Below are 23,366 nucleotides of genomic sequence, written 5' to 3'. Positions count from 1 at the left end.
GGCGCACAGGGAAACGGCCGGCCGGCACCCCCGGGAGGGTGCCGGCCGGCCGCCGTCGGCAAGGCGAGGCTCAGCCGAGCAGCTCGACGTCGAGCTCACCGGTGTGGAACTTGCGCACCGCGTCGAGCAGCTCGTTCTCGGAGAGCGAGCCGTCCTTGTCGGTGTCGATCTGCTGGAAGGCGGCGCGGCCCTCCTTCTCGTCCAGGCCGATGGCACCGAGCCACGCGGCGAACTCGGTCTCGTCGATGACGCCGTCGTCGTTCTTGTCGGCGAGGGCGACGATGCCCTTGGTGACCGGGCCGAGGACCGGGTTGAAGGTGGCGGCGCCACCCTCGACGACCTCACCGGCGGCCTGGAGGAACTGCGCACGGTTGATCTGCCCCTGCGCGGAGGCGCCCGCCTTGTCGGCGAGCAGGTCGAACATCGCGGTGAAGCCGTCGCGGAGCTGCTTGCCCTTCGCCGACTCGGGGGTCTCGCCGAAGGCGCGGGCGATGTTGGCGGCCTCGGTGACGAAGTCCGAGGGCTCCAGCACGCCGTCGCCGTTCACGTCCCACTTCTCGAAACGCTTGGCCAGACGCTCCTGGGCGATGGTCATGAGATTTTCTCCTTTAGATTTTTTCATGGTGCCGTTCGGACGGACGTCCGAACGGCCTTTCCTCGGTCCTGCCCTGCGCGCCGGGGCCGGACCGGAGGTCTGTGGGGCGCGGGGCGGCGTCAGATCCGCACCACGCGTCTGCCCTCCGCCGTCCCCCGGGTGTCCAGGACCGGGCAGTCCGCGCCGTCCCAGTCGGCGGTCCGGTACGCGGCGTGCTCCTGGAGCAGCACCACCAGGTCGCTTTCGGCGAGGGCCTGTTCGCACGAACGCCGCCGGGGGACGGGGACGCCGTCCACCTCGAAACGTCCGACGTACGGGTCGTGGTAGGAGAGCCGGACGCCGAGCGCGCCGAGCGCCCGGGCCACGGGGTAGGCGGGCGACTCCCGCGTGTCGGAGATGTCTGCCTTGTAGGCGACGCCGAGCAGGGTCACCCTGGCCCCCGCGGGGTCCTTCCCCGCGGCGGCGAGCAGGTCGCGGGCCCGGCCCGCGACGTGTTCCGGCATGGTGTCGAGGACGGCGCGGGCGGCGCCCAGGGTGTGGAAGGTGAAACCCTGTTCGGCGGCGTGGCTCATCAGGTAGCGGGGGTCGACGGGGATGCAGTGGCCGCCGACGCCCGGGCCCGGCCGGAAGGCCGAGTAGCCGAAGGGCTTGGTGCCGGCGCAGCGCAGCACGTCCCAGACGTCGATGCCGACCCGGTCGCAGTAGAGGGCGACCTCGTCGACCAGGGCGATGTTGACGTACCGGTGGGCGTTCTCCAGGAGTTTGGCCATCTCCGCCTCGCGCGTCCCGGCGGCGACGACGACCTCGTCGACGAGCCGCTCGTAGAAGGCGGTCGCGTGCTTGGCGCAGAGCTTGGTGCAGCCGCTGACGACCTTGGGCGTGGTGCGCAGGCTGTAGCGGCGGTTGCCGGGGTCGATGCGCTCGGGGGAGTACGCCAGGTGGAAGTCCTCGCCGACGCGCAGTCCGTGCGCTTCGAGGAGGGGCCGGACGATCTCCTCCGTGGTGCCCGGGTGGCTGGTGGACTCGACGCAGACGAGCACGCCGGGTTCCAGGTGGCGGGCGACCGTGCGGACGGCCGTCGTCAGCGGTAACAGATCGGGCTCTCCGGCCGGGGTGAGCCCGGTGGGCACGCAGATGACGACGGTGTGGGCTCCGGCGAGGACCGAGGGGTCCGTGGTGGCCCGGAAGCCGGCGGCGCGCATCGCCGCGACGTCCGCGTCCGGGATGTCCTCGATGTGGGAGCGCCCCCGGCCGAGCCCCTCCACGACCTCGGCGTCGACGTCGAAGCCGACGGTCGCGAGTCCCGCTTCGCAGGCCCGGCGGGCCAGCGGAAGACCGACGTAGCCGAGACCGACCACGGCGACTTCTGTGAACATTCGTCTCCCCCGTGATTCACTTCCCGCACAAGGAAGTTGAATCAAAGATTCCGTTTGCAGCAACAGGATTGCATGCGACTCCGGGTCGCTGCGCAATCAATGCGCGAGTTCGCCCGCATGAGTGAAAGGCCCTGCCTCGAAGTCGACGCGGACCGTCGCACCGACCGGGGTGGTACCGCCCAGGGCCTCCACGGCCCGGGCGGTGACGGTGCGCCGGCAGACCTTTCCGGTGGGCCGCAGCGGCATCCGGTCGAGCACCAGGAGGTACTCGGGGAACTTGCGGCGCTCCAGCCCCCGGGCCGCGAGGTGCGCGGTCACGGCGTCCAGGGCCGGGGCGGGCGCCCCGGGGGCCGGGCGTACGGCCGCGCACAGCCGCTCGCCGAACTCCTCGTCGGGCACGGGCACGCAGACCGCCTCCGCGATCCGGGGGTCGGTGCCCAGCTCCCGTTCCACCTCGGCGGGGCTGATCGTGTAACCGCCCCTGATCACCACGTTCTTGAGCCGGCCGAGGACCCGCAGCCGGCCCGCTTCGTCGAGCGCGCCGAGGTCCCCGGAGCGGACCCACCCCGTCGCGGTGCGGTAGCGGGCGTCGAGTTCGGGCGCGTCCACGTAGCACAGCGGTGTCATCGGCCCCTTGGCCTGGATCTCCCCGGGCTCGCCGGTGTCCGCCGGCGTGCCGTCCGGCCGGACGATCCGGAGTTCGGCCACGGCGGGATCGGGGATCCCGGCGGTGTCCCCGGCCGGAGTGACGGTGTGGCAGTTGACGCCGTCGGACGAGCCGTAGACGGTGACGACCGGCACGCCGAAGCGTTCCCGGCAGGCGGTCGCGGTGGAGGCGGGCAGCGCGGCGCCGCTGGAGACGACGGCCCGCAGCCCCGGGGCCGGCTCCCCCCGCAGACGGGGCAGGTCCGCCATCCGCCGCAGCATGGTCGGCACCCCGAAGACATGGGTGGGCCGGTGGTCGACGACCGCCCGGAGCGCCTCGCGGGCGTCGAAGCGCTCGCGCGTGATCAGGGTCGCCCCGAGCGCGGCGAGCGCCACCGGGACGCCGAGCGAGCCGTACGAGGAGGCCAGCGGGACGAGGACGAGGAAGCGGGGCGGCTCCGCCGGGAAGCCCGCGAGGGCGCGTACGTACGCCGCCCGGCCCCCCGCCAGCGCCTGATGGCTGTAGGCGACCAGCTTCGGCTCGGCCTCGGAACCGGAGGAGACGAGGAACCGCGCCGGCGCGCCGGCCTCCGCGGGGCGGTCCGCCGGCCGGAAGGCCGTCCGCGACACGGCGCGGTCGAGGCCGTCCGCGCCGGCGGAGGTGCGGAAGACGGCGCGCGTCCACGGCAGTTCGGCCGCCGTCTCGACGTCCGCCGGTTCGCTGAGGACGGCTCCGCCCGCCCGGGAGCGGGACAGCAGCGCGCGGGTGTCGCGGACGCCGCCGCCGAGCGGGTACGGCAGGGCGACCGCGCCGAGGGCGTAGACGGCGAGTTCGGCCGCGGCGGCGAGCCGCCCGTTGGGCAGCCGCAGCGCGATCACGTCCCGGGCGCCGAGCCCCGCCTCCGCGAACAGGCCCGCGACGCGCACCACTTCGGCGTACAGCTCGCCGTAGGTGAGGGTGCCCCGGTCGTCCACCACCGCCTCGCGGTCGGGGAAGGCGAGGACGTTGCGCCGGAAGAGGGTGAAGAGGTCGGCGTCGGGGCACAGCCCCCGGGCCTCCCACGCCGCGCGGTCGGCGCGCGGCACCCGGTCGGGCAGCTCCAGGCCGTTGTGGGAACGCCAGGGGGTCTCCCGCACGGCGGACGTCGCGGTCATCGGGGTTCTGCCTTCCGGGGTGGTTCGGGTTGGGCGTCGGGCCTCGGCGGGACGGACGCGGGCGCCGCGTCAGCGCGTGCGGGCGCCGGCTGTCGGGCGGCGGCGCCTCACGCGGAGGCCTCCTCGGTGAACGTCCAGGGCGCGGCCGGGCGGGCGTACGGGAGGTGCTCGTCCGGCGGGAGGACGGCCCGGGCGAAGGCCGGGTCGCCGGCGAGGCGGGCCAGGTCGGTGCGGACGGCGACCGACGGCAGTCCGGCCGTGCGGAGGCGGGCCAGCCAGGCCTCCGTCGTACGGCTCCGCAGCCGCTCCCCCACCGTGTCGGCGCCGTACGCGCCGACGGCCCGGGCGAGCTCCCCGGGCCTGGAGCGTGCCCGGGCGCCGAGGTAGAGCAGCCCGTCGGCGGTGGGCAGAGGGTGGTCGAGCGGGGAGAGGACGGCCCGGTGGCCGGCCCGGGGCACCAGGGCGGCGGCGGAGAGCAGCGAGGAGTGGACGCGGGCGCCCCGGTGGGTCCGCTCGCGGGCGAGGAGGCCGGCGAGGACGGCCTGGGCCAGGACGAGCCCGCCGAGGACGTCGGTGACGGTCATCAGGGAGGGGGCCGGGGGCTCGCCCGAGGGGCGGAGGGCGGCGGCGAGGCCGCCGTGGACCTGGGCGAGGTAGTCGGTGCCGATCGGCGGGACGGGACCGAGGGCGGTGCCGAAGCCGGAGGCGGAGGCGTACACCAGGCGGGGGTGGAGGGCGTGCAGCGCCTCGGCGTCCAGGCCGAGGACGCGGTCCTTGCCGGGGGCCCAGTTGTGGACGAAGGCGTCGGCGGTGGCGGCGAGTTCGGCGACGGCGTCGCGGCCCCGGCGGGTGGTGAGGTCGGCCTCGACGACGGACTTGCCGTGGTTGAGCGCGGAGAAGCGGACCGAGCAGCCGGCGGCGACCGGCGGGAGATCGCGCAGGGGGTCGCCGCCCGGCGGTTCGACGCGTACGACCTCGGCGCCGAGCATCCGCAGGACGTGTCCGGCCATGGGGCCCTGGACGCGGCGGGCCGACTCGACGATCCGTACGCCGGCCAGCGGCAGGGCACCCCCGTCGAGCGGGGTGGCGGCCGGGGGGCGGGGCGGGGCGTGGGGGGCGGGTTCCAGCGTCCAGGGGGCGAGGCCGGGCGGGGGCGTCGTGGACGCGCCGACCTCGGCGACGGAGACGCCGTGCGCGGCGCCCGCCCGGCGCACGGCCTCCAGGGGCAGGGCCAGGACGGCGGTGCGGAGCTCCGCGGGGAGGGGGCAGACCGCCGTCCCGAAGCGGGACTGGAAGGGCAGCCAGCCGCGGCCCGCCGTGCGCGGAGGGACGCCCAGCCGGCTCCAGAACCCGGCCCAGGCGTCGGGGTCGAGCGTCTCGATCTCGACGCGGGCGCCGTCGGCGGTGACGAGGGTGGCGAGTCCGGACGGGCCGTCGGCGGGCGGGGCGTCGTCGGGCGCGGTGGCGGCGGCGAGGTACTGGGTGACCGTGAGCAGCGCCCCCTGGGCGAGGGAGGTGCCGGTGCGCAGCGGCGGGCGGCCCTGGGCGCGGGCGAACAGGGCGGCCGTGACGCCCTGCGCGGCGAGCACGCCGGTGACGGCGGAGACGTACTCCGCGGTGAGGGGGGCGGGGGCGCCGGCGGCCCGGCCGTGCACGTGCATGACGCCGCAGGCGGCCTGGGCGGCCCGCTCGTCGCCGGCGTCGATGCCGATGGGTCCGGCGCCGCCGACGGTCCAGGCGGGGAGGTCCCGGTCGCCGCCCGGCAGGGCGCCCAGGGTGCGGTCGAGCAGCGCCCCGGCCACCGCGCGGGCGGCGCGGGCGGGGTCGGCGGGTGCGGACGGCGCCATGGTGCCGGCCTCCTCGGACAGGCTCACCTACGCCGACCGCCTTCCCCGTCCCGCAGCACGCGCCGTCCCTCTCCCGCCTCGAAACGATCTTCCATCGGGTGAGAACAGCGGACCGGCGGCGGGGACACGGCCGTCGGCCCGGCTTCCGCCCCACGAGCGAGCGCCCGTACGGCTGTCGGGGAGCGGTACCGGCCACTGCGGGGCCGCAAGGTTCAGGCGCGGGAGACGGCCGGGGAGAGGGCGTGCAGGCGCAGGGCCAGCTGTATCTCCAGGGCCCGGGAGGGCGCTTGCCAGTCCGGGCCGAGGAGCCGGCCGACCCGCTCCAGGCGCTGGGCCACGGTGTTCACGTGGACGTGCAGGTCGTCCTTGGTGCGGGCCGGGCTCATGCCGCTGGCGAAGTAGGCGTCGAGGGTGCGCACCAGGTCGGTGCCGCGCCGTCGGTCGTAGGCGACGACCTGGCCGATGGTGCGCTCCACGAAGCCGCCGATGTCCCGGCCGTCGGCGAGGAGCAGGCCGAGGAAGCCGAGGTCCTCGGCGGCGGCGCCCTCGCCCGCGCGGTGCAGCAGTCCGAGGGCGTCGAGGCAGCGGCGGGCCTCCTGGTACGCGCCCGCCACCCGGCCCGGGTGGTCGAGGAGGTCCCGGACGGGGGCGGAGGCGCCGACGGTGACGGGTTCGCGGAGGGTGCCGCCGAGGTGGCGGGCGGTCTGGCGGGCCAGTTCGGTGGCGTCCTCGCCGGGGCCCAGCGGCAGCAGGAGGACCGTACCGCCGTCCCGGGCGGAGGCGAGGCCGCTGCGGGTGGCGGCGAGGTGGGAGGCGGCGGACCACAGCCGCTGCCGGTCGGCGCTCTCTCTGCCGGGCCGTTCGGCGTCGTCGGGGCCGGTGCGGTCGATGCGGGCGGCGAGGACGACATGCGGGGCGTCGCTGTCGGTGCGGAGGCGGGCGGCGCGCTCGCGCAGCAGGCGGCGGTCGCGGTCGGGGGCGTCGAGGAGGTCGTCGAGCAGTTCGCCCCGTACCCGCCGTTCGGCCTCGCCGGCCGAGCGGCGGGCGAGCAGCAGCAGGGAGGTGACGAGGGCGGCCCGCTCCAGGGTGCGCAGGTCGACGGGGTCGAGGTCGGGCCGGCCGCGCAGGACGAGGGCGCCGAGGTGCTCGCCCCCGGCGGAGACGGCGGCGACCCAGTCGTCGCCCTCGCGGACCGCGTGCCCGCCGGAGCGGCGGGCGGCGCCGGCGGGGGTCCGGGTGAACTCGACGGTGCCGCCGAGGACCTCGGAGACGGCCTCGGCGACGTCGTGGACGCCGCCGCCGCGCAGCACGAGTTCGGAGAGGCGGTCGTGGACCTCGGAGGCGCGCTCGATGACGGCGCTGTGCTCGCGGATGATGTCGTTGGCCCGCTCCAGCTCGGCGAGGGCGGAGCGGGTCTCGGCGAGCAGGTTGGCGGTGTCGATGGCGACGGCCGCGTGGGCGGCGAAGGAGCCGAGGAGGGCGACCTGTTCGCGTTCGAAGACCCTGGCGCGGCGGTCGGCGGCGAAGAGCACGCCGATGACCTGGCTGCCGAGGCTCAGCGGCACGCCGAGGATGGCGACCAGGCCCTCGTCGCGGACGGCGGAGTCGATGGTGCCGGTGTGCTGGAAGCGGTCGTCGCCGAAGTAGTCGGCGGTGACGTAGGGGCGGGCGGTCTGGGCGACCAGGCCGCCGAGCCCTTCGCCCATGCCGAGGCGGACCTGCTGGAAGCGGGCGGAGACGGAGCCCTCGGTGACCCGCATGTAGGTGTCGCCGGCCACCGGGTCGTTGAGGCTCAGGTAGGAGACCTCGGTGCCGAGGAGGGCGCGGGCGCGCTGGACGATCGCGCGCAGCACGGCGTCGAGGTCACGGAGTCCCGCGAGGTCGTGGGCGGTGGCGAAGAGGGCGGAGAGCTCCGCCTCGCGCCGCCGCCGGCCCTCCAGGTCGTCGCGGACCCTCAGGGCGAGCTGCTTCGCCTCTTCGAGTCCGGCCAGCACCTCGGGCTCCGCGCCGCTCGCGCGGGCGAGGAGCACGGGCCGGTCGTATGCCTCCGTGGCGGCTCCCCGGGCGAGGAGTTCCAGATAGGAGACGTGTTCGTGGGACATGGACACAGGAATACCCGGCGGACGTGTGCCCGCACCACCCCTGGGGACGGCTCCTGTGGACGGCTCCCGCCGGGGCGCCGGACGCCGCCGGACCCTCCCGTCGGGGTGCCCGGACGCCGCCGGACCGTGCGTCAGCCGGCGGACGCGGTGCGGAACCAGGTGGGTTCGTCGGCGAGCGCCTTCTCGATCCTGTGCAGGGAGAAGCGCTTCATCTCGGGGAGGGCGCCGACGTCGAACCAGCCGACGTCGATCGACTCGTCGTCGTTGACCCGGGCCTCGCCGCCGACGGCACGGCAGACGAAGGACACGTCCATGAACTGGCAGACGTCCCCGTTGGCGTAGACGACGGGCTTGCGCAGGGTCTCGACCAGGAGCACCCGCTCGGGCACGCAGCGCACCCCGGTCTCCTCCTCGACCTCGCGGACCGCGCAGTCCGCGGGCTGTTCGCCGGGCTCGACGATGCCGCCGACGACGGCCCAGGCGCCGGTGTCGGCGCGGCGGCCCAGCAGGACCCGGCCCCGGTCGTCGAGGACGACGGCGCTGACCCCGGGCAGGAAGAGCAGCTGGTGTCCGGCGGTCTTGCGCAGTTCGCGGATGAAGTCAGGGGTGGCCATGGGCCCGACCCTAGATCATCTTCCGGGCCGGGCCCCGGGCTCAGGAACGGCCGCGGCGGGCCCGTACGCCCCGGGCGGCGGCCCAGCCGAGGCCGGCGGCCGCGACGGCGGCGAGCAGGGCCTCGGGGAGGGTGCCGAGTCGGGTCGCGGGGGTCCGCGTGGAGCGCAGCGGGACCTCCTCGACCAGGTAGTCGGGGGTGAACATGGCGGTCTGCGAGACGATCTCGCCGTCGGGGCGGATGACGGCGCTGACGCCGCTGGTGACCGGGACGACGACGGCGCGGCTGTGCTCCACGGCCCGGACGCGGGACATGGCGAGCTGCTGGTAGGTCATCTCGCTGCGGCCGAAGGTGGCGTTGTTGCTGGGGACGGTGAGCAGCTGCGCCCCGTGGGTGACGGTGTCGCGGACGGCCCAGTCGAAGGCGGCCTCGTAGCAGGTGGCGAGGCCGACCCTGGTGCCGGCGAGGTCGAAGACGCCGACCTCGCCGCCGGGGCCGAAGTCGCGGGCGACGCGGTCGACGTCGCTGTTGAAGAGGCGGACGACGGACCGCATGGGGATGTACTCGCCGAAGGGCTGGACGTGCCGCTTGTCGTAGGTGGCGACGGGCCCCTTGCCGGGCTCCCACTGGATGAGGGTGTTGCGGAGCTTGCCGGTGGGCGGGGAGATCACGGCGCCGATGACCGTGGGGGCCTTCACGGCGTCGACGGCGCCCTCGATGACGGCGGCGGCGTCGGGGTTGGCGTAGGGGTCGATGTCGGAGGAGTTCTCCGGCCACAGGACGAAGTCCGGCTGCGGCTCGGTCCCGGCCTTCACCTCGGCGGCGAGTTCGCGGGTGCGGGCGGCGTGGTTGTCGAGGACCTGGCGGCGCTGGGAGTTGAAGTCGAGGCCGAGGCGGGGGACGTTGCCCTGGATGGCGGCGACGGTGGCGGTGCCGTCCTCGGGGGCGTCGCTGACGAGCGGCAGGGCGGCGAGGGCGCCGGTGACCGGGACGAGCACGGAGAGCGCGGCGGCGGCCAGGGGGCCGCGGGGGACGGCGCCGGTCGCTCGGTGGAGGCGGACCAGACGGACGGCCTCGTGGAGGCCGAAGCCGCAGAGGGCGACGGCGAAGCCGAGCACGGGGGTGCCGCCGACGGCGGCGAGGGGCAGGAAGATCCCGTCGGCCTGGCCGAAGGCGATCTTGCCCCAGGGGAAGCCGCCGAAGGGCACACGCGCGCGTGCCGCCTCGCCGAGGATCCACACCCCGGCGGCGAAGACCGGCCACCAGGGCAGCCGCGAGACGGCGGCGACGCCGAGTCCGGCGACGGCGACGAAGAGCGCCTCGACCGCGGCGAGGGCGAGCCACGGCACCGGGCCGACCTCCTCGCCGGTCCAGACGAGGAGCGGCAGCAGGAAGCCGAGCCCGGCGAGGTATCCGAGTCCGAAGCCCGCGCGGAGGCGGCGCCCGTGCAGGCTCCAGCCGAGGAGCGCGAAGGCGGGCAGCGCGAGCCACCACAGGGGGCGCGGCGGGAAGCTCAGGTAGAGCAGGACGCCGGAGAGCAGGGCCGTTCCGGGGCGGGCGAACCGCTGGAGCCGGGCGAGACGGCGCGTCCGGTCGTCGGCCGCGGGCGGGTCGTCGGCGGCTCCGGCCGCCTCGGGGGTGATGGTGGTGCTCACCTTGCGGAGTGTACGTGCCGTGCCCGTTGACGCCCGGTCCGGCACCGTGCAGCTCCGGAGGCCGCGCCGGTCCCCGCGGGTACCCGCCACCCGTACGCGCGCGTGCCGGTCAGGCGCCGGCGGGGGTCTGGGGCGGTGCCGGGCGGCGGAGGCGGCCCCGGATGGAGTCGACCGCCCCTTCGGCGCCGTCGACGGTGACGGTGAAGCTCCGCCCGTCGGCGAGGCGGAGCACCAGGCCCTCGCCCCGGCGGACCACGACGGCGGTGCCCCGGTCGGGGCGCCAGCGGTAGCCCCAGCCGCCCCAGTGGCGGGGAGTGACCCGGGGTGCGTAGTCGGCGTCGACGACCTCGGTGAGGAGGATCGTCCGGCGGGGGACGCCGATGTGGCCGCAGCGGACCTCCATGGCCCGGTCGTCGACGCGGACTTCCACGTGCACGAAGGCGAGGGTGCCGAAGAGGATGAGGAGTCCGGCGGCGACGCAGCCGAAGACGGCCATGACGAGCGCGGCGACGCCGGTGGTCCAGGCGGACACGACGGCGAGGGTGATCCCGAGCGCCATGAAGGCGGCGCCGGCGACGGCGGCGATCCACTGGAAGCGGTTGGTCGCGCGACCGGTCCAGACGGCGGGCGGACGCCCGTCGGCACGCACGTGGCCGGATTCCTTCCTCATGTCCGGAAGCCTAGCCAGCCGCGTCCGGTTCGGCGCGACGGAGCGCGTCCGTCCGGTGGCGCCGCGTGGCCCCGCCGGGGCCCGGAAGGATCAGAAGGAAGGGGCCGGGGCGGCGGCCAGGAGCCGTCCGGCGGCGTACTCGAGGGCGGCGGCCGGGAGGGTGCCCGGGCGGCCGCTGAGCAGGACGGAGAGGGTGCCGGTCGGCTCGGCACCGGGAGCCGGCGCGGCGCCGACGCGGCGCAGCGCCTGGGCGGCGACGGCGTCGGCGGAGCCGTGGAAGACGAGCGGCGGCAGGCCGGGGCTGCGGCGGGGGGCCAGGGCGGCGAGGATGCGGTCCTCGACGAGTTCGTAGTGGGTGCAGCCGAGGACGAGCGCCCGGACGTCCGGCGGCGTGAGCGCGGCGGCGGCCGCGACGGCCCGGTCGACGGCCTCGGGGTCGGCGTGCTCGACGGCGTCGGCGAGGCCGGGGCAGGGCACCTCGGTGACCTGGGCGCCCCCGGCGAACTCGCGGATGAGTCCGCGCTGGTAGTCGCTGCCGGTGGTGGCGGGGGTCGCCCAGATGGCGACCTTGCCGCCGGCCGCGGCGGCCGGCTTGATCGCGGGAACGGTGCCGACGACCGGGACGGCCGGTTCGAGGGCGGCGCGCAGCGCGGGCAGGGCGTGGACGGTGGCGGTGTTGCAGGCCACGATCAGGGCGTCGGGCCGGTGGGCGGCGGCGGCGCGGGCGACGGCGAGGGCGCGCCCCGTGAGGTCCTCGGGGGTACGCGGTCCCCACGGCATGCCGTCGGGGTCGTTGGAGAGCAGCAGCTCGGCGTCCGGGCGGAGCCGGCGCACCGCGGCGGCCGCCGGGAGGAGGCCGATCCCGGAGTCCATGAGCGCGATCTTCACCCGGTCACCCTAGCCGATGGGCCTTGTGTCCCCGGCATTCTGGGGCAGACTGCGGCAAATGAGCACCCTTGCCTGGTTCGCCCTCCTCTCCCTGGCCGTCTGGGTCTGGCTGCTGCTCGGCCAGGGCTTCTTCTGGCGCACGGACCAGCGCCTGCCGAAGGCCGGCCCCGGCAGGGAGCACGCGCGCGTGGGGGCGGGGGCGTGGCCCGGCGTCGTGGTGGTGGTGCCCGCGCGGGACGAGGCCGGGGTGCTGCCGCTGAGCCTGCCGTCGCTGCTGGCCCAGGACTATCCGGGCCGGGCCGAGGTGATCCTGGTGGACGACGGGAGCACGGACGGGACGGGCCGGCTGGCCGCCGAGCTGGCCGCGCGGCACGACGGGCTGCCGCTCACGGTGGTGTCGCCGGGCGAGCCCGGACCGGGGTGGACCGGGAAGCTGTGGGCGCTGCGGCACGGGATGGCGCTGGCACGCGCGCGTGACCCGGAGTTCCTGCTCCTCACGGACGCGGACATCGCCCATGAACCCGACAGCCTGCGGCGGCTGGTGGCGGCGGCGCGGGACGACGACCGGGACCTGGTGTCGCAGATGGCCCGGCTGCGGGTGAGGAGCTTCTGGGAGCGGCTCGTGGTCCCCGCCTTCGTCTACTTCTTCGCCCAGCTCTACCCCTTCCGCCGGATCAACGCGGCCCGGCCGCGGGCGACGGCGGCGGCCGGGGGGTGCGTGCTGCTGCGGACGGAGACGGCGGTGGCGGCCGGGGTGCCGGACGCGATCCGTACGGCGGTGATCGACGACGTGTCGCTGGCGCGGGCGGTGCGGGCGGCCGGGGGCCGGATCTGGCTGGGGCTCGCCGACCGGGTCGACTCGGTGCGCCCGTATCCGGGGCTCGGGGAGCTGTGGCGGATGGTGACGCGGAGCGCGTACGCCCAGCTGCGCTACAGCCCGCCGCTGCTGCTCGGGACGGTCGCCGGCCTGGTGCTCGTCTACCTGGTGCCGCCGGCCGCGCTGGTGGCGGGGCTGACCACGGGGGACGCGCCGGCGGCGTGGGCGGGCGGGACGGCCTGGGCGGTGATGGCGGGGACGTACGTGCCGATGCTGCGCTACTACCGCCTGCCGGCGGGGACGGCGCCGCTGCTGCCGTTCACGGCCTTCCTCTATCTGCTGATGACGGTGGACTCGGCGGTACGCCACCACCAGGGGCGGGGCGGGGCATGGAAGGGCCGGTTCCACTCCGGGCACCGGAGGGCGACGGGGGGCGGGGAATTCACTCCCCGCCACGGGGAGTAACGCGGCGAATTCGGCGTGTGCACATCTCGCCGTTCGGCGCCGGATCGGCTTTTCGACTTACCCAAGATCACTTCTCCCACTCCTTCCGGCCGCTTTTTCTTTATCCGTTCTTCATACCGGGCGGAGCCGTCGGCGGCGCCCGGTCCGACCCGGCGGTAACCCCCTCCCAACTCGGGTTTTGCGCGATCATGGGACAGCGGCGTGCCCGTTTTCTACGAGTTCGCTCTGGTTGGGGATCCGCGGCCGCCGGAACCCCGTCAAAGAAGGCGTTGAGCAGGCTCCCCAATCGGCAGATCGTGGGCTTAACTTATGTGCCATGACCTCCCCCCGCTCCAGCTATGGAGGCGGTTACCACACCGCGCCGTCCTTCCCGGACACCCCTATCTACGACTCCCTGGTCGCGGAGCGGGGCACGCCTCAGATCGCCCCGATCCGAGTGCCCGCCGCGTACGAGGCCCCCGTCGGCTATCCGGCGCCCGCGCCGACCGGCTCCTACCTTCCCGCCCTCCCCGCGGCCCTGCCCGCCCTCCCGGCGGCGCCGTCCCCCCAGTCGGCGCCCGGCTACTTCGGCGGCGGCGGTTACGGATATCCGCAGCCGGCCCCGCAGATGACGGCGCCCGCGCCGCTCCAGCCGGCGCCGACGCCGTACATCCCGCAGCAGCCCGCGGCGCCGCGCGGCTACCCGGGCGGGCCGGTCCCGCAGCCGGCCCGGCCGGCCGCCACCGGCTACGAGGCGATGCGCCCCGCCGCCCCGCGCCCCGCACCGGCGCCGGTCCCGGCCCCCGCGCAGTACCACGACCCGTACAACCGCCCCTACCAGGGCGGCGGTTACTGACGGCCCGCGGACCGGTCCCACCGGGGACGGAGCGGCTGGCAGGATGAGCCCATGGCCGATCCCGTCCTCCGCTCCGTCCACGTCCATCCGGTGAAGGCCCTCCGCGCGCTCGACCGCGCGGAGGCAGAGGTGCAGCCCTGGGGACTCGCGCACGACCGCCGCTGGGCGGTGGTCGACGCCGCCGGCACCGTCATGACCCAGCGCCGTCACCCCCGGCTCGCCCTCGTCGCCGCCGAACCCCTCCCGGACGGCGGCCTGCGGCTGACCGCGCCCGGGCGCGCGCCGCTCGTGGTGCCGGTGCCGGAGCCCTCGGCCACGCTGACGGCGAACCTCTTCGACAAGGACGTGGAGACGGTGCCCGCAGGCGAGCCGGCCGCCGCCTGGTTCTCCGCCTACCTGGAGACCGACGCGCGCCTCGTGCACCTGGACGCGCCCGAGCACCGGCGTCCGATCGACCCCGCGTACGCGCTGCCCGGCGAGACCGTGAGCCTCGCCGACGGCTACCCGCTCCTCGTCACCTCCAGCGCCTCCCTCGACGCCCTCAACGCGCTCATCGGCGAGGGCGACCACGCCCACGAGGGCCCGCTGCCCATGAGCCGCTTCCGGCCCAACCTCGTCGTCGACGGCACGGAGGCGTGGGCCGAGGACGGCTGGACCCGGCTCGCCGTGGGCGAGGTGACCTTCCGGGTCGCCAAGCCGTGCGGTCGGTGCGTGGTGACCACCACCGACCAGACGACCGCCGCGCGCGGCAAGGAGCCGCTGCGGACCCTCGGCCGGCACCGGAAGCTGGACGGCAAGCTCGTCTTCGGCCAGAACCTCGTGCCCGAACACCGCGGCACCGTCCGCGTCGGCGACCCGGTGAAGATCCTCGACTGATCCCGGCCTCCCCGCTCGACAGGCGAACCCCGCACCCCGGGGGCAGACTCGTCGGAGGACCGACGAACGAGGGGGTTCCGGCACATGCGCGCAGTCACCGGACTCTGGCGCTGGCGGCACAATCCCCTGCGCCGCACGACGGACCTGGTCGAGGCGTGGGTGGCGCTCGTGGCCGCCCTCGCGCTGTGCCTGGCGGTGCCCGCGGCCGGCTGGGCGGCCGGTGCCGCCGCGCAGCACTCGCTCCAGCGGACGGTCCACGCCCAGCAGCAGGGGCGCGTGGAGACCACGGCCCGTGTGCTCCGCCCCGCCCCGGTGGCGCCGGGCGCCGCCGCGTCGAGCGACCAGGCCGCCGAACAGCGCTTCCGGCGCGCGGTCGTGGCCCGGTGGACCGCCCCCGACGGCACCTCCCGCACGGGCACCGTCACCACTTCCCGGGCCGCCTCCGCGCCCGGCGACGCATTCTCCCTCTGGACCGACCGGGACGGCCGGCCCGTCGCCGCGCCGCTGGCCCGCGACACGGCCCGCGCCCACGCCGTCCTCGTCGGCCTGATGACGGCCGTCCTCGCCGGGGCCGGCGTCGAGCTGGTCCGGCGGCTGGTCATGCGGCGGCTCCGCTGCCGGCGGTACGCGCGTCTGGACCGCGCCTGGGCGGAGGTCGGCCCCGACTGGGGACGTACCGGCGCCGGCAGCTGACCCGACCCGGAACCAGGCTTCCGTGCCCCGTAAGGGTGCGGCTCGACGACCCGTCAACCCCGCGCCGCCGCGCGCGCTACGGTGGGGCATCGGGTCCACGGTCCCGGATATCGGATCCATCGCATGGGATCCCGTACGCCGGATCCCGTGCATCGGATCCGATGTACGAGATCCAGGATCCGATGTATGGGATCCAGGAGACGTTACGCCGGATCTCATGTATCGGATCCTGGATCCGGTTCAGCGTCGACGGCACGAGGCGGGGGCAGAGCACACCCATGGCACAGGGCACGGTCCAGGTGACGCACACCGGCACGTCGCGGTGGCGGCGCCGCACGGGCGAGTACGCCTCCCTCGCCGCCGCGCTGGAGGCGGCCGGGGACGGCGACGTCCTCACCGTCGCGCCCGGCACGTACCGGGAGAACCTCGTGGTGACCCGGGCGGTGACGCTGCGGGGGCCGGAGGACGGCGCGGGGCCGGTGCGGATCGCGCCGCCGGACGGGGTGCCGCTGACGCTGCGCGCCTCGGCGATCGTGCAGGACCTGCACATCGAGGGCCAGGACGTGGCGGCGCCGGCGCTGCTCGTCGAGGACGGCACGCCCGAACTGCTCGACCTGCGGATCATGACGCGCTCGGCCGCCGGGATCGAGGTGCGCGGGCAGGCCAGGCCGACGGTCCGGCGGTGCACGATCGACAACCCGGCGGGCGTGGGCATCGCGGCCGTCGACGGCGCCGGCGGGGTCTTCGAGGAGTGCGAGGTCGTCGCGGCCGGGCAGGCCGGGGTGGCCGTGCGCGGCGGGGCGCACCCCCGGCTCGAACGGTGCCGGGTGCACCACGCCTCCGGAGCCGGGATCGCCGTCACCGGCGAGGGCAGCGGCCTGGAGGGCGTCGGCTGCGAGGTGTACGAGATCAAGGGCGCCGGACTCCAGATCGCCGGCCGCGCCACCGCGCACCTCGTGGACTCCTCCGTGCACCGCACCTCCGCCGACGGCGTGACCCTGGACACCGACGCCGTCCTCACGCTCTCCGACTGCGACATCCACGACGTGCCGGAGAACGCCGTGGACCTGCGGTCGCGTTCGGTGCTGACGCTCACCCGGTCGACCGTGCGCCGCTTCGGGCGCAACGGCCTGTCGGTGTGGGACCCGGGGACGCGCGTGGACGCCCACCAGTGCGAGATCCACGACAGCACCGGTGACTATCCGGCGGTGTGGGTGAGCGACGGGGCGAGCGCCGTGCTCGACGCGTGCCGGGTGCACGACGTGCCGGACGCCCTGTTCGTGCTCGACCGGGGTTCCCGGGTGGACGTCGTGGACAGCGACCTCACACAGGTGCGGAACACCGCCGTGTCGGTGAGCGACGGCGCCACCGCCCAGCTGGACGACTGCCGGATCAGGGAGGCGTCCACCGGGGCGTGGTTCCGCGACCACGGCAGCGGCGGCACCCTCGCCAACTGCACGGTGGACACCGTGCAGACGGGCGTCATCGTCACCAAGGGCGCGGACCCCACGGTCGAGCGCTGTGTCGTCACCTCCCCCGCCGAGGCCGGTTTCTACGTGTCGGCGGAGGGCCGGGGCACCTTCCTGGGCTGCCGGGTCACGGGCAGCGGCGGCTACGGCTTCCACGTGATGGACGGCTGCCGGACGGTGCTGCGCCGCTGCCGGACCGAGCGGTGCGCGCGGGGCGGGTACGAGTTCCCCGAGGACGGGCCCGTCGTGGAGGACTGCACCGGGGACGAGAGCGCCGTGCGGACTCCGCCGGCGCCCGTGCCGGCGGCCCCGGCACCGGTCCTGACCGCCGCCCGGCACTCCCCCGGCCTGCTCGGCTCCTCTCCCCCGCCGCGTACCGCCGCCGCACCGGCGCCGGCCGCCGTGGTCGCCCCGGTCCCCGCGCCGAGGTCCCCGGACGACGTGCTCGGGGCGCTCGACGCGCTGGTCGGCCTGGACAGCGTCAAGCACGAGGTGCGGACGCTCACCAACATGATCGAGGTGGGCCGCAGGCGGCAGGAGGCGGGCCTGAAGGCCGCCTCGGTCCGTCGCCACCTCGTCTTCACCGGCAACCCGGGCACCGGCAAGACGACCGTCGCCCGCCTCTACGGCGAGATCCTCGCCTCGCTCGGCGTCCTGGAGCGCGGCCATCTCGTGGAGGTCTCCCGGGTCGACCTGGTCGGCGAGCACATCGGGTCGACCGCGATCCGCACCCAGGAGGCGTTCGACCGGGCGCGCGGCGGGGTGCTGTTCGTGGACGAGGCGTACGCGCTGTCGCCGGAGGACTCGGGGCGGGACTTCGGGCGCGAGGCGATCGACACGCTGGTGAAGCTGATGGAGGACCACCGGGACGCGGTGGTGGTGATCGTCGCCGGGTACACCGCCGAGATGGAGCGGTTCCTCACCGTCAACCCCGGGGTGGCGTCCCGTTTCTCACGGACCATCAGTTTCGGTGACTACACGCCGGAGGAGTTGCTGCGGATCGTGCGGCAGCAGGCGGACGAGCACGAGTACCGGCTCGCGGAGGGCGCGGACGACGCCCTCCTCGCGTACTTCGAGAAGCTGCCGAAGGGCCCGGCGTTCGGCAACGGGCGGACCGCGCGGCAGACCTTCGAGTCGATGGTGGAGCGGCACGCGGGCCGGGTCGCGGTGCTCGTGGAGGCGAGCACCGACGACCTGACCCTGCTCTATCCGGAGGATCTGCCCGAACTCCCCTGATCCGCCGCCTCGTCGACGCCCTTCTGGCGGGGCAGCGCGGGCAGGAGCCGGTCGAGGAGGGCGGACCGGCAGATCGCGAAGGCCGGGTCGGCCTGGTAGTCGGAGTGGCCGAGGACCGGTTCGGGCAGCGGGTGGGCGTGGGAGCGTCCGTACGCGACCGGGTCGCGCAGCGCCGGTGCGTCGACGGCCGGGCGGCCGTCCTCGGCGGGGACGCGGACGGGGCCGCCGATGGGGTCGGTGGCGCGGTGCAGATTGGTCCAGCAGTGCACGGCGCGGTGGAGTCCGCGCAGCGCCTCGGGGCCGAAGTAGGCGGGGAACCAGCGGCCGTAGAGCCGTTCCAGCGGTGAGCCGTACGTGAGGAGGGCGACCCGCGAGCGGGTCGCGGTCGGCAGCTGCCAGACGGCCGCGGCGGCGAGGACGCTGCCCTGGGAGTGGCCGGAGATGACGAGCCGGCCGCCGGTGTGCCGGGTCCAGGAGCTCATCCGCCAGGTGAGGTCGGGCACGGCCCGCTCGGCGTAGCAGGGCGGCGCGAAGGGGTGGGCGGCGCGCGGCCAGAAGGTGCCGACGTCCCAGAGGATGCCGATGGTGCGGCGGGCGGAGGCGTCGCGGTAGGCGCGGCGGCCCCAGGTGACGAAGAGCAGGAAGCCGAAGCCGATCATCCAGGAGCCGAGCGCCTGGGTGGCGGAGGCGAGGGCGGCGATCGCGGGGTGGGCGCCGGAGAACGCGCTGCCCGGCACCTTCCCGCTGGTCCAGGCTCCGGCGACGGAGGCGGCGCCGAGGAGCAGCGCGGTGCCGGAGACGACGCCGATCAGAACGGGCGCGGAGTCGGTGAGCGAGGCGCGGGCGCGGCTGGTGGCGATCTGGCCGGTGCGCACCGGGTCGGGGCGCTCGCCGGCGTAGTCGGCCTCGACGGCGGCCCGCAGCCGGCGGGTCGCGAGGACGGTCCTGACGCCGAGGAGGGCGGCGGGCAGGAGCAGCAGCAGGAGCAGGACGGGGATGACGGACGCCTGCCAGCTGAGGAGGACGGGCGGGCCGACGAGGGGGCCGGACTCGCCGAGGCGGTCGGCGACCCACTGGGCGACGCCGCCGGACATGACCCCGCCCAGGGCGCAGGCCAGCACGGCGGTGGCGGGTCCGCCGAGTCCGGCGAGGGCGGTGCGGGGGTCGCGCCGGGGCCGCTGGAGCAGCAGGGCGACGGCGCCGAGGGCGACGACGAGTCCGCCCTGGGCGAGGGTGAGCGCGCCGAAGGCGGCGTTCCCGGGGAGGGTGCCGGCGGAGGTCCAGCCGGGCCGGTCCCAGGCGGTGTGCAGGGCGGTCAGCGCGAGCAGGACGAGCGCGGCGGCGGGGAGCCGGGCGAAGACGGCGCTCTCGACCCGCTGGTCGAGCCGGCGTTCGCTGCGGCCGCGGGCGCAGACCGACCACAGGACGACGGCGGCGACCGCCAGGAGGGCGGCCCGCAGGGCGAGTCCGGTCGCGGCGAGGGCGCCGGTGTCGTGGCGGGCGGGCGCGGCGGCGAGGGCGCCGGCCACGGTGAGGAGGCCGGCGGCGGTGTGCGCGGCGCGCAGCCGGGCGACGAGCCGCCTCCCGTACCAGAATCCGGGCCGCCCGAGCGCGGGCCGCGGGTCCTCGGGCACCGGCCCTGACGGTACGGAGCCGGGCGGTACGGGCCCGGGCGATACGGGCCCGGGCGGGTCCTCGCCGGTGGGCGGACGCTGGGCCTCGTACGCGCTCCAGGTGCGGTGGGAGAGGTACCAGAGGAGTCCGACGAGGGCGGCCGGGAGGACGGCGGCGACGGCGAGCCGGCGGCCGGGCGCCGACCACCAGCCGCCCCGGTCGGCGGCGAGGAAGCCGAGCCAGGCGCGCCCGTCGGCGCAGCCGGCGGTCCCGGCGCACTGCCAGGCCGTCAGGTCGAGGGCGACCTCGCAGGCGGCGGCGGTGAGCAGCGCGGTGAGCGTGAGGGCGAGGAGGCGGACGAGGACGCCGTAGAGGCGGACGAGTCCGGGGCGGCCGGTGGCGGGCGGCCGCATCCAGTGGGCGAGGTTGACGACCATGAACGGCAGGAGCAGCAGCCAGAGGGCGCGGGCTCCGTCGCCGGAGGTGAGGTGGGACCAGACGTACGCCTCCGGCACCGGCCGGGCGGCGTGCCGCCCGGGGTGGTCCTCGGCGTCGAGGTCCTCGGCGCGCCGGTGCACGGCGGCGGTGTCGTCACCGGCGATCCGTACGGTCCTGGGGTCGTCCAGCATCGACTGGGGGGTGGCACCGCCGACTCCGTGGACGAGGAGTTCGAGCGCCGCGCCCCCGTGCTCCGGGGCGGGTGTGGCAGGGGACACTTAGGAGTCCTCCTCTCGGGAGTGGGAGGATGCGACGTCGGCTCCAGGATCGCGGACGACCCCGTGCCCGCGCACGGTCTCTCACCGAATCCGACAGCCATCCCCTCGTCTCCTGCGGAAGGACCGGCCCCGGCGGTGACTGACAATCAGAACCTCCTCGCGGAGCAGCGGCGCGCCCTGATCCTCGACGAGGTGCGGCGGCGCGGCGGCGTCCGGGTGAACGAACTGACCCGGCGGCTCGGCGTCTCGGACATGACGATCCGCCGCGACCTGGACGCGCTGGCCCGGCAGGGCATGGTCGCGAAGGTGCACGGCGGGGCCGTGCCGGTGTCGGAGCCGAGCACGCACGAGCCGGGGTTCGAGGCGAAGTCGGCGCTGGAGCCGAGCGCCAAGGACGAGATCGCGCGGGAGGCGGCCTCGCTGGTGCTGCCGGGGTCGGCGATCGCGCTGTCGGGCGGGACGACGACGTACGCGCTGGCGCGGCAGCTCCTCGACGTGCCGGACCTGACCGTGGTGACGAACTCGGTCCGGGTGGCGGACGTCTTCCACGAGGCGCGCCAGACGGCCGGCGAGGGCCGGCGGGCGGCGACGGTGGTGCTGACGGGCGGGGTGCGGACGCCGTCGGACGCGCTGGTGGGGCCGGTGGCGGACCGGGCGGTCCGCTCGCTCCACTTCGACCTGCTCTTCCTGGGCGTGCACGGCCTGTCGGTGGAGGCGGGCCTGTCGACGCCGAACCTGGCGGAGGCGGAGACGAACGGCTGCCTGATCCGGTCGGCGCGCCGGGTGGTGGTGGTCGCGGACCACACCAAGTGGGGGACGGTGGGCCTGAGTTCCTTCGGGACCCTCGACGAGGTGGACACCTGGGTGACCGACCGGGGCATGTCCGCGGAGGTGCGGGCCGAGGTCGCCGAGCACGTGCCGGGGCTGCTGGTGGCCGGCGGGACGGCGGCATGAGCCTCTTCCGGGTGGCGCGCGTGGTGCCGCTGGCTCCGGCGGAGGCGTGGCGGCGGCTGACGGACTGGCCGGCGCACGGCCGGCAGGTGCCGCTGACGCGCACGACGGTCCTGACGTCCGGCCCGAGCCGGCCCGGGACCCGCTTCACGGCGCGCACCGGGATCGGCCCGCTGGGCTTCGACGACCCGATGGAGGTGGTCCGCTGGGAGCCGCCGCACGGGGACGGGCCGGGCCGCTGCCGGCTGGAGAAGTACGGGCGGCTGGTGCGGGGGTGGGCCGAGATCGAGGTCGCTCCGGGACCCGGCGGCACCCGGGTGGTGTGGACCGAGGACCTGTCGGTGCGCGGACTGCCGCGCGCTTTCGACGGGGTGCTGGCGCGGGCGGGGCGGGTGGTGTTCGGCCGGGCGCTGGACAACCTGCTGCGGGCACCCTCCGGGGGCCGGCGGTGACGGGGCCGGCGCCGTCCGGTGGGGACGCCGGCCCGGACGGTGGCACTCCGCCCGCCGACGGCCACGTCTCGAACGGGCTTTCGCACTGACGGTTTGTCAGTTAGGGTGCCTCTTCCACTCATCCGGGAGGTCCGGTCCATGCCACGCCGACTGCGGCAGGTGGAGCTCGGCTTCACCGCCACCGCGCCCGTCCGCCTCGCCTTCGAGGCCACCCTCCAGGCGCCGCCGGCGGCGGTCTACCGCTCGATCGCGGTGGAAGTGGGCAGCCTGCCCGCCTGGTTCGCCCCGGTCGACTCGGCGGTCCCGCTCGACGACGGGGAGCGCCGGACGATACGGCTGCGCGGCGGGATCCGGTTCGAGGAGACCGTCCTGGCCTCCGAACCGGACCTGCGCTACGCCTACCGGGTCGACCTCACCAACGCGCCCGCGGTCTCCGCGCTGGCCGAGGAGTGGGCCCTGGCGCCGGAGGGCGCCGGGACCCGGCTGCGCTGGACGATGGCGGCCGACGGCCCCGCCCCGTTCCGCGCCGGGCTGCGGCTCGCCTCCCCCGGCCTCGGCCTGTCCTTCCGCCGCGCCGCCGCCGCGCTGGACCGGCGGCTCACTCCGGCCAGACGCCCGTCGCCAGGAAGCGCTCGACAGCGGCGGCGTACGGGGTGATGTCGAGGCCCTGCTCCGCGAGCCAGGCGTCCGAGTAGTACTTGTCGAGGTAGCGGTCGCCGGGGTCGCACAGAAGGGTGACGACGCTCCCGGTGCGCTCCTCGGCGACCATCTCCGCGACGATCTTGAGGGCGCTCCACAGACCGGTGCCGGTGGAGCCGCCCGCCTTCCGCCCGATCGCGCCCTCCAGGGCGCGGACGGCGGCGACGCTCGCCGCGTCCGGGACCCTCATCATGCGGTCGATGGCGCCGGGCACGAAGCTGGGCTCCATCCGGGGCCTGCCGATGCCCTCGATGCGGGAGCCGCAGTCGGAGGTGGCGTCGGGGTCGTGGTGCACCCAGCCGTCGAAGAAGCAGGAGTTCTCCGGGTCGGCGACGCAGATCCGGGTGTTCTGCTGGGTGTAGTGGACGTAGCGGGCGATGGTGGCGGAGGTGCCGCCGGTGCCTGCGGTGGCGACGATCCAGGCCGGCTCGGGGTACCGCTCCAGGCGGAGCTGCTGGTAGATCGACTCGGCGATGTTGTTGTTGCCGCGCCAGTCGGTGGCCCGCTCGGCGTAGGTGAACTGGTCCATGTAGTGGCCGCCGGTGCGCGCCGCGAGCGCCGCCGCCTCCTCGTACATGGTGCGCGAGTCGTCGACGAAGTGGCACCGGCCGCCGTGGAATTCGATGAGCCGGCACTTCTCGGGACTGGTGGTGCGGGGCATCACGGCGACGAAGGGGACGCCGATGAGCTTCGCGAAGTACGCCTCCGAGACGGCGGTCGAGCCGCTCGACGCCTCGATGACGGGCTTGCCGGGCCGGAGCCGGCCGTTGCAGAGCGCGTACAGGAAGAGCGAGCGGGCGAGGCGGTGCTTGAGGCTGCCCGTCGGGTGGGTGGACTCGTCCTTGAGGTAGAGGTCGATCCCCCACTTCTCGGGGAGCGGGAAGCGCAGGAGGTGGGTGTCGGCGGAACGGTTGGCGTCGGCCTGGACCTTGCGGACGGCCTCCTTCAGCCAGGTGCGGTAGGCCGGGTCGGTGCGGTCGACGTCCACGGTGGCCAT

The 23,366-nt window shown here is 75.7% G+C and carries 19 protein-coding genes; 8 read left to right on the top strand and 11 right to left on the bottom strand.

The genetic code is table 11. The features are described 5' to 3' along the window. Positions 1-70: 70 nt before the first annotated feature. From IE245_RS28365 to IE245_RS28325, 9 genes are all read right to left on the bottom strand, one after another. On the bottom strand, positions 71-595 hold the full coding sequence (locus tag IE245_RS28365) for an EF-hand domain-containing protein (protein WP_189952625.1): 525 nt from the start codon (positions 593-595) through the stop codon (positions 71-73). 119 nt (positions 596-714) lie between these two features. Continuing rightward, entirely contained in the window at positions 715-1,971 is a 1,257-nt protein-coding gene (locus IE245_RS28360; protein WP_189952623.1) for a nucleotide sugar dehydrogenase, read from the bottom strand. A gap of 96 nt (positions 1,972-2,067) precedes the next feature. Beyond that, entirely contained in the window at positions 2,068-3,771 is a 1,704-nt protein-coding gene (locus tag IE245_RS28355) for a class I adenylate-forming enzyme family protein (RefSeq protein WP_189952621.1), read from the bottom strand. Between the two features lie 107 nt (positions 3,772-3,878). Then, positions 3,879-5,645, bottom strand: a complete 1,767-nt coding sequence (locus IE245_RS28350; protein WP_229851589.1) for a CoA transferase — start codon at positions 5,643-5,645, stop codon at positions 3,879-3,881. Positions 5,646-5,830: 185 nt separating this feature from the next. Then, positions 5,831-7,720, bottom strand: coding sequence for a helix-turn-helix domain-containing protein (locus IE245_RS28345; protein ID WP_189952619.1), 1,890 nt, complete (start codon positions 7,718-7,720; stop codon positions 5,831-5,833). Positions 7,721-7,851: 131 nt separating this feature from the next. Next, positions 7,852-8,334 carry an NUDIX hydrolase gene (locus tag IE245_RS28340; protein ID WP_189952617.1) on the bottom strand — a complete coding sequence of 161 codons (483 nt, stop codon included), beginning with the start codon at positions 8,332-8,334 and terminating at the stop codon, positions 7,852-7,854. A gap of 40 nt (positions 8,335-8,374) precedes the next feature. Beyond that, positions 8,375-9,988: an apolipoprotein N-acyltransferase gene (gene lnt, locus IE245_RS28335; protein ID WP_189952615.1), complete on the bottom strand. Its 1,614-nt coding sequence runs from the start codon at positions 9,986-9,988 to the stop codon at positions 8,375-8,377. Positions 9,989-10,097: 109 nt separating this feature from the next. After that, positions 10,098-10,658 carry a hypothetical protein gene (locus IE245_RS28330; RefSeq protein ID WP_189952613.1) on the bottom strand — a complete coding sequence of 187 codons (561 nt, stop codon included), beginning with the start codon at positions 10,656-10,658 and terminating at the stop codon, positions 10,098-10,100. A gap of 90 nt (positions 10,659-10,748) precedes the next feature. Beyond that, on the bottom strand, positions 10,749-11,546 hold the full coding sequence (locus IE245_RS28325) for a glutamate racemase (RefSeq protein WP_189952611.1): 798 nt from the start codon (positions 11,544-11,546) through the stop codon (positions 10,749-10,751). A gap of 58 nt (positions 11,547-11,604) precedes the next feature. On the opposite strand from IE245_RS28325, the gene IE245_RS28320 reads away from it, so the two are divergent. The 5 genes from IE245_RS28320 to IE245_RS28300 all read left to right on the top strand — a co-directional run bounded on the left by IE245_RS28320 (position 11,605) and on the right by IE245_RS28300 (position 17,937). Further along, positions 11,605-12,828 (top strand): glycosyltransferase, encoded by a 1,224-nt coding sequence (locus IE245_RS28320; RefSeq protein ID WP_189952609.1) that lies wholly within the window; start codon positions 11,605-11,607, stop codon positions 12,826-12,828. A gap of 316 nt (positions 12,829-13,144) precedes the next feature. Continuing rightward, positions 13,145-13,663 (top strand): DUF6643 family protein, encoded by a 519-nt coding sequence (locus IE245_RS28315; protein WP_189952608.1) that lies wholly within the window; start codon positions 13,145-13,147, stop codon positions 13,661-13,663. Positions 13,664-13,714: 51 nt separating this feature from the next. Continuing rightward, positions 13,715-14,539: an MOSC domain-containing protein gene (locus IE245_RS28310; RefSeq protein WP_189952605.1), complete on the top strand. Its 825-nt coding sequence runs from the start codon at positions 13,715-13,717 to the stop codon at positions 14,537-14,539. An 84-nt stretch (positions 14,540-14,623) separates the two neighbouring features. Further along, complete coding sequence (locus IE245_RS28305; protein WP_189952603.1) at positions 14,624-15,232, top strand: Rv1733c family protein; 609 nt, start codon at positions 14,624-14,626, stop codon at positions 15,230-15,232. A 278-nt stretch (positions 15,233-15,510) separates the two neighbouring features. Beyond that, the gene (locus tag IE245_RS28300) at positions 15,511-17,937 is read left to right on the top strand and encodes a right-handed parallel beta-helix repeat-containing protein (RefSeq protein WP_189952601.1); all 2,427 of its coding nucleotides are present in this window, start codon (positions 15,511-15,513) and stop codon (positions 17,935-17,937) included. Here IE245_RS28300 and IE245_RS28295 read toward each other — a convergent pair. After that, complete coding sequence (locus IE245_RS28295) at positions 17,907-20,267, bottom strand: hypothetical protein (protein ID WP_189952600.1); 2,361 nt, start codon at positions 20,265-20,267, stop codon at positions 17,907-17,909. The genes IE245_RS28300 and IE245_RS28295 overlap by 31 nt on opposite strands. Before the next feature lie 135 nt (positions 20,268-20,402). Between IE245_RS28295 and IE245_RS28290 the strand changes: the two genes are divergently transcribed. From IE245_RS28290 to IE245_RS28280, 3 genes are all read left to right on the top strand, one after another. Then, the gene (locus IE245_RS28290; protein ID WP_189952598.1) at positions 20,403-21,221 is read left to right on the top strand and encodes a DeoR/GlpR family DNA-binding transcription regulator; all 819 of its coding nucleotides are present in this window, start codon (positions 20,403-20,405) and stop codon (positions 21,219-21,221) included. Continuing rightward, positions 21,218-21,670: an SRPBCC family protein gene (locus tag IE245_RS28285; protein ID WP_189952596.1), complete on the top strand. Its 453-nt coding sequence runs from the start codon at positions 21,218-21,220 to the stop codon at positions 21,668-21,670. Before IE245_RS28290 ends, IE245_RS28285 begins: the two co-directional genes overlap by 4 nt. Before the next feature lie 138 nt (positions 21,671-21,808). Continuing rightward, on the top strand, positions 21,809-22,327 hold the full coding sequence (locus IE245_RS28280) for an SRPBCC family protein (RefSeq protein WP_189952594.1): 519 nt from the start codon (positions 21,809-21,811) through the stop codon (positions 22,325-22,327). On the opposite strand, the gene IE245_RS28275 is transcribed toward IE245_RS28280, so the two are convergent. Beyond that, entirely contained in the window at positions 22,269-23,366 is a 1,098-nt protein-coding gene (locus IE245_RS28275; protein WP_189952664.1) for a PLP-dependent cysteine synthase family protein, read from the bottom strand. The genes IE245_RS28280 and IE245_RS28275 overlap by 59 nt on opposite strands.

This window comes from Streptomyces roseolus (assembly GCF_014649855.1).
Classification (GTDB): domain Bacteria; phylum Actinomycetota; class Actinomycetes; order Streptomycetales; family Streptomycetaceae; genus Streptomyces; species Streptomyces roseolus.
Note: the sequence above shows the minus strand (reverse complement) of the source record. Positions and strands in the feature narration are given on the sequence as shown.

Excerpts from the sequence above, each read along its gene's own strand:
- IE245_RS28355 (WP_189952621.1), bottom strand. The coding sequence starts at position 3,771 with ATGACCGCGACGTCCGCCGTGCGGGAGACCCCCTGGCGTTCCCACAAC.
- IE245_RS28360 (WP_189952623.1), bottom strand. The coding sequence starts at position 1,971 with ATGTTCACAGAAGTCGCCGTGGTCGGTCTCGGCTACGTCGGTCTTCCG.
- IE245_RS28365 (WP_189952625.1), bottom strand. The coding sequence starts at position 595 with ATGACCATCGCCCAGGAGCGTCTGGCCAAGCGTTTCGAGAAGTGGGAC.
- IE245_RS28315 (WP_189952608.1), top strand. The coding sequence starts at position 13,145 with ATGACCTCCCCCCGCTCCAGCTATGGAGGCGGTTACCACACCGCGCCG.
- IE245_RS28330 (WP_189952613.1), bottom strand. The coding sequence starts at position 10,658 with ATGAGGAAGGAATCCGGCCACGTGCGTGCCGACGGGCGTCCGCCCGCC.
- IE245_RS28305 (WP_189952603.1), top strand. The coding sequence starts at position 14,624 with ATGCGCGCAGTCACCGGACTCTGGCGCTGGCGGCACAATCCCCTGCGC.
- IE245_RS28345 (WP_189952619.1), bottom strand. The coding sequence starts at position 7,720 with ATGTCCCACGAACACGTCTCCTATCTGGAACTCCTCGCCCGGGGAGCC.
- IE245_RS28300 (WP_189952601.1), top strand. The coding sequence starts at position 15,511 with ATGGCACAGGGCACGGTCCAGGTGACGCACACCGGCACGTCGCGGTGG.
- IE245_RS28285 (WP_189952596.1), top strand. The coding sequence starts at position 21,218 with ATGAGCCTCTTCCGGGTGGCGCGCGTGGTGCCGCTGGCTCCGGCGGAG.
- IE245_RS28340 (WP_189952617.1), bottom strand. The coding sequence starts at position 8,334 with ATGGCCACCCCTGACTTCATCCGCGAACTGCGCAAGACCGCCGGACAC.
- IE245_RS28275 (WP_189952664.1), bottom strand. The coding sequence starts at position 23,366 with ATGGCCACCGTGGACGTCGACCGCACCGACCCGGCCTACCGCACCTGG.
- IE245_RS28280 (WP_189952594.1), top strand. The coding sequence starts at position 21,809 with ATGCCACGCCGACTGCGGCAGGTGGAGCTCGGCTTCACCGCCACCGCG.
- IE245_RS28310 (WP_189952605.1), top strand. The coding sequence starts at position 13,715 with ATGGCCGATCCCGTCCTCCGCTCCGTCCACGTCCATCCGGTGAAGGCC.
- IE245_RS28320 (WP_189952609.1), top strand. The coding sequence starts at position 11,605 with ATGAGCACCCTTGCCTGGTTCGCCCTCCTCTCCCTGGCCGTCTGGGTC.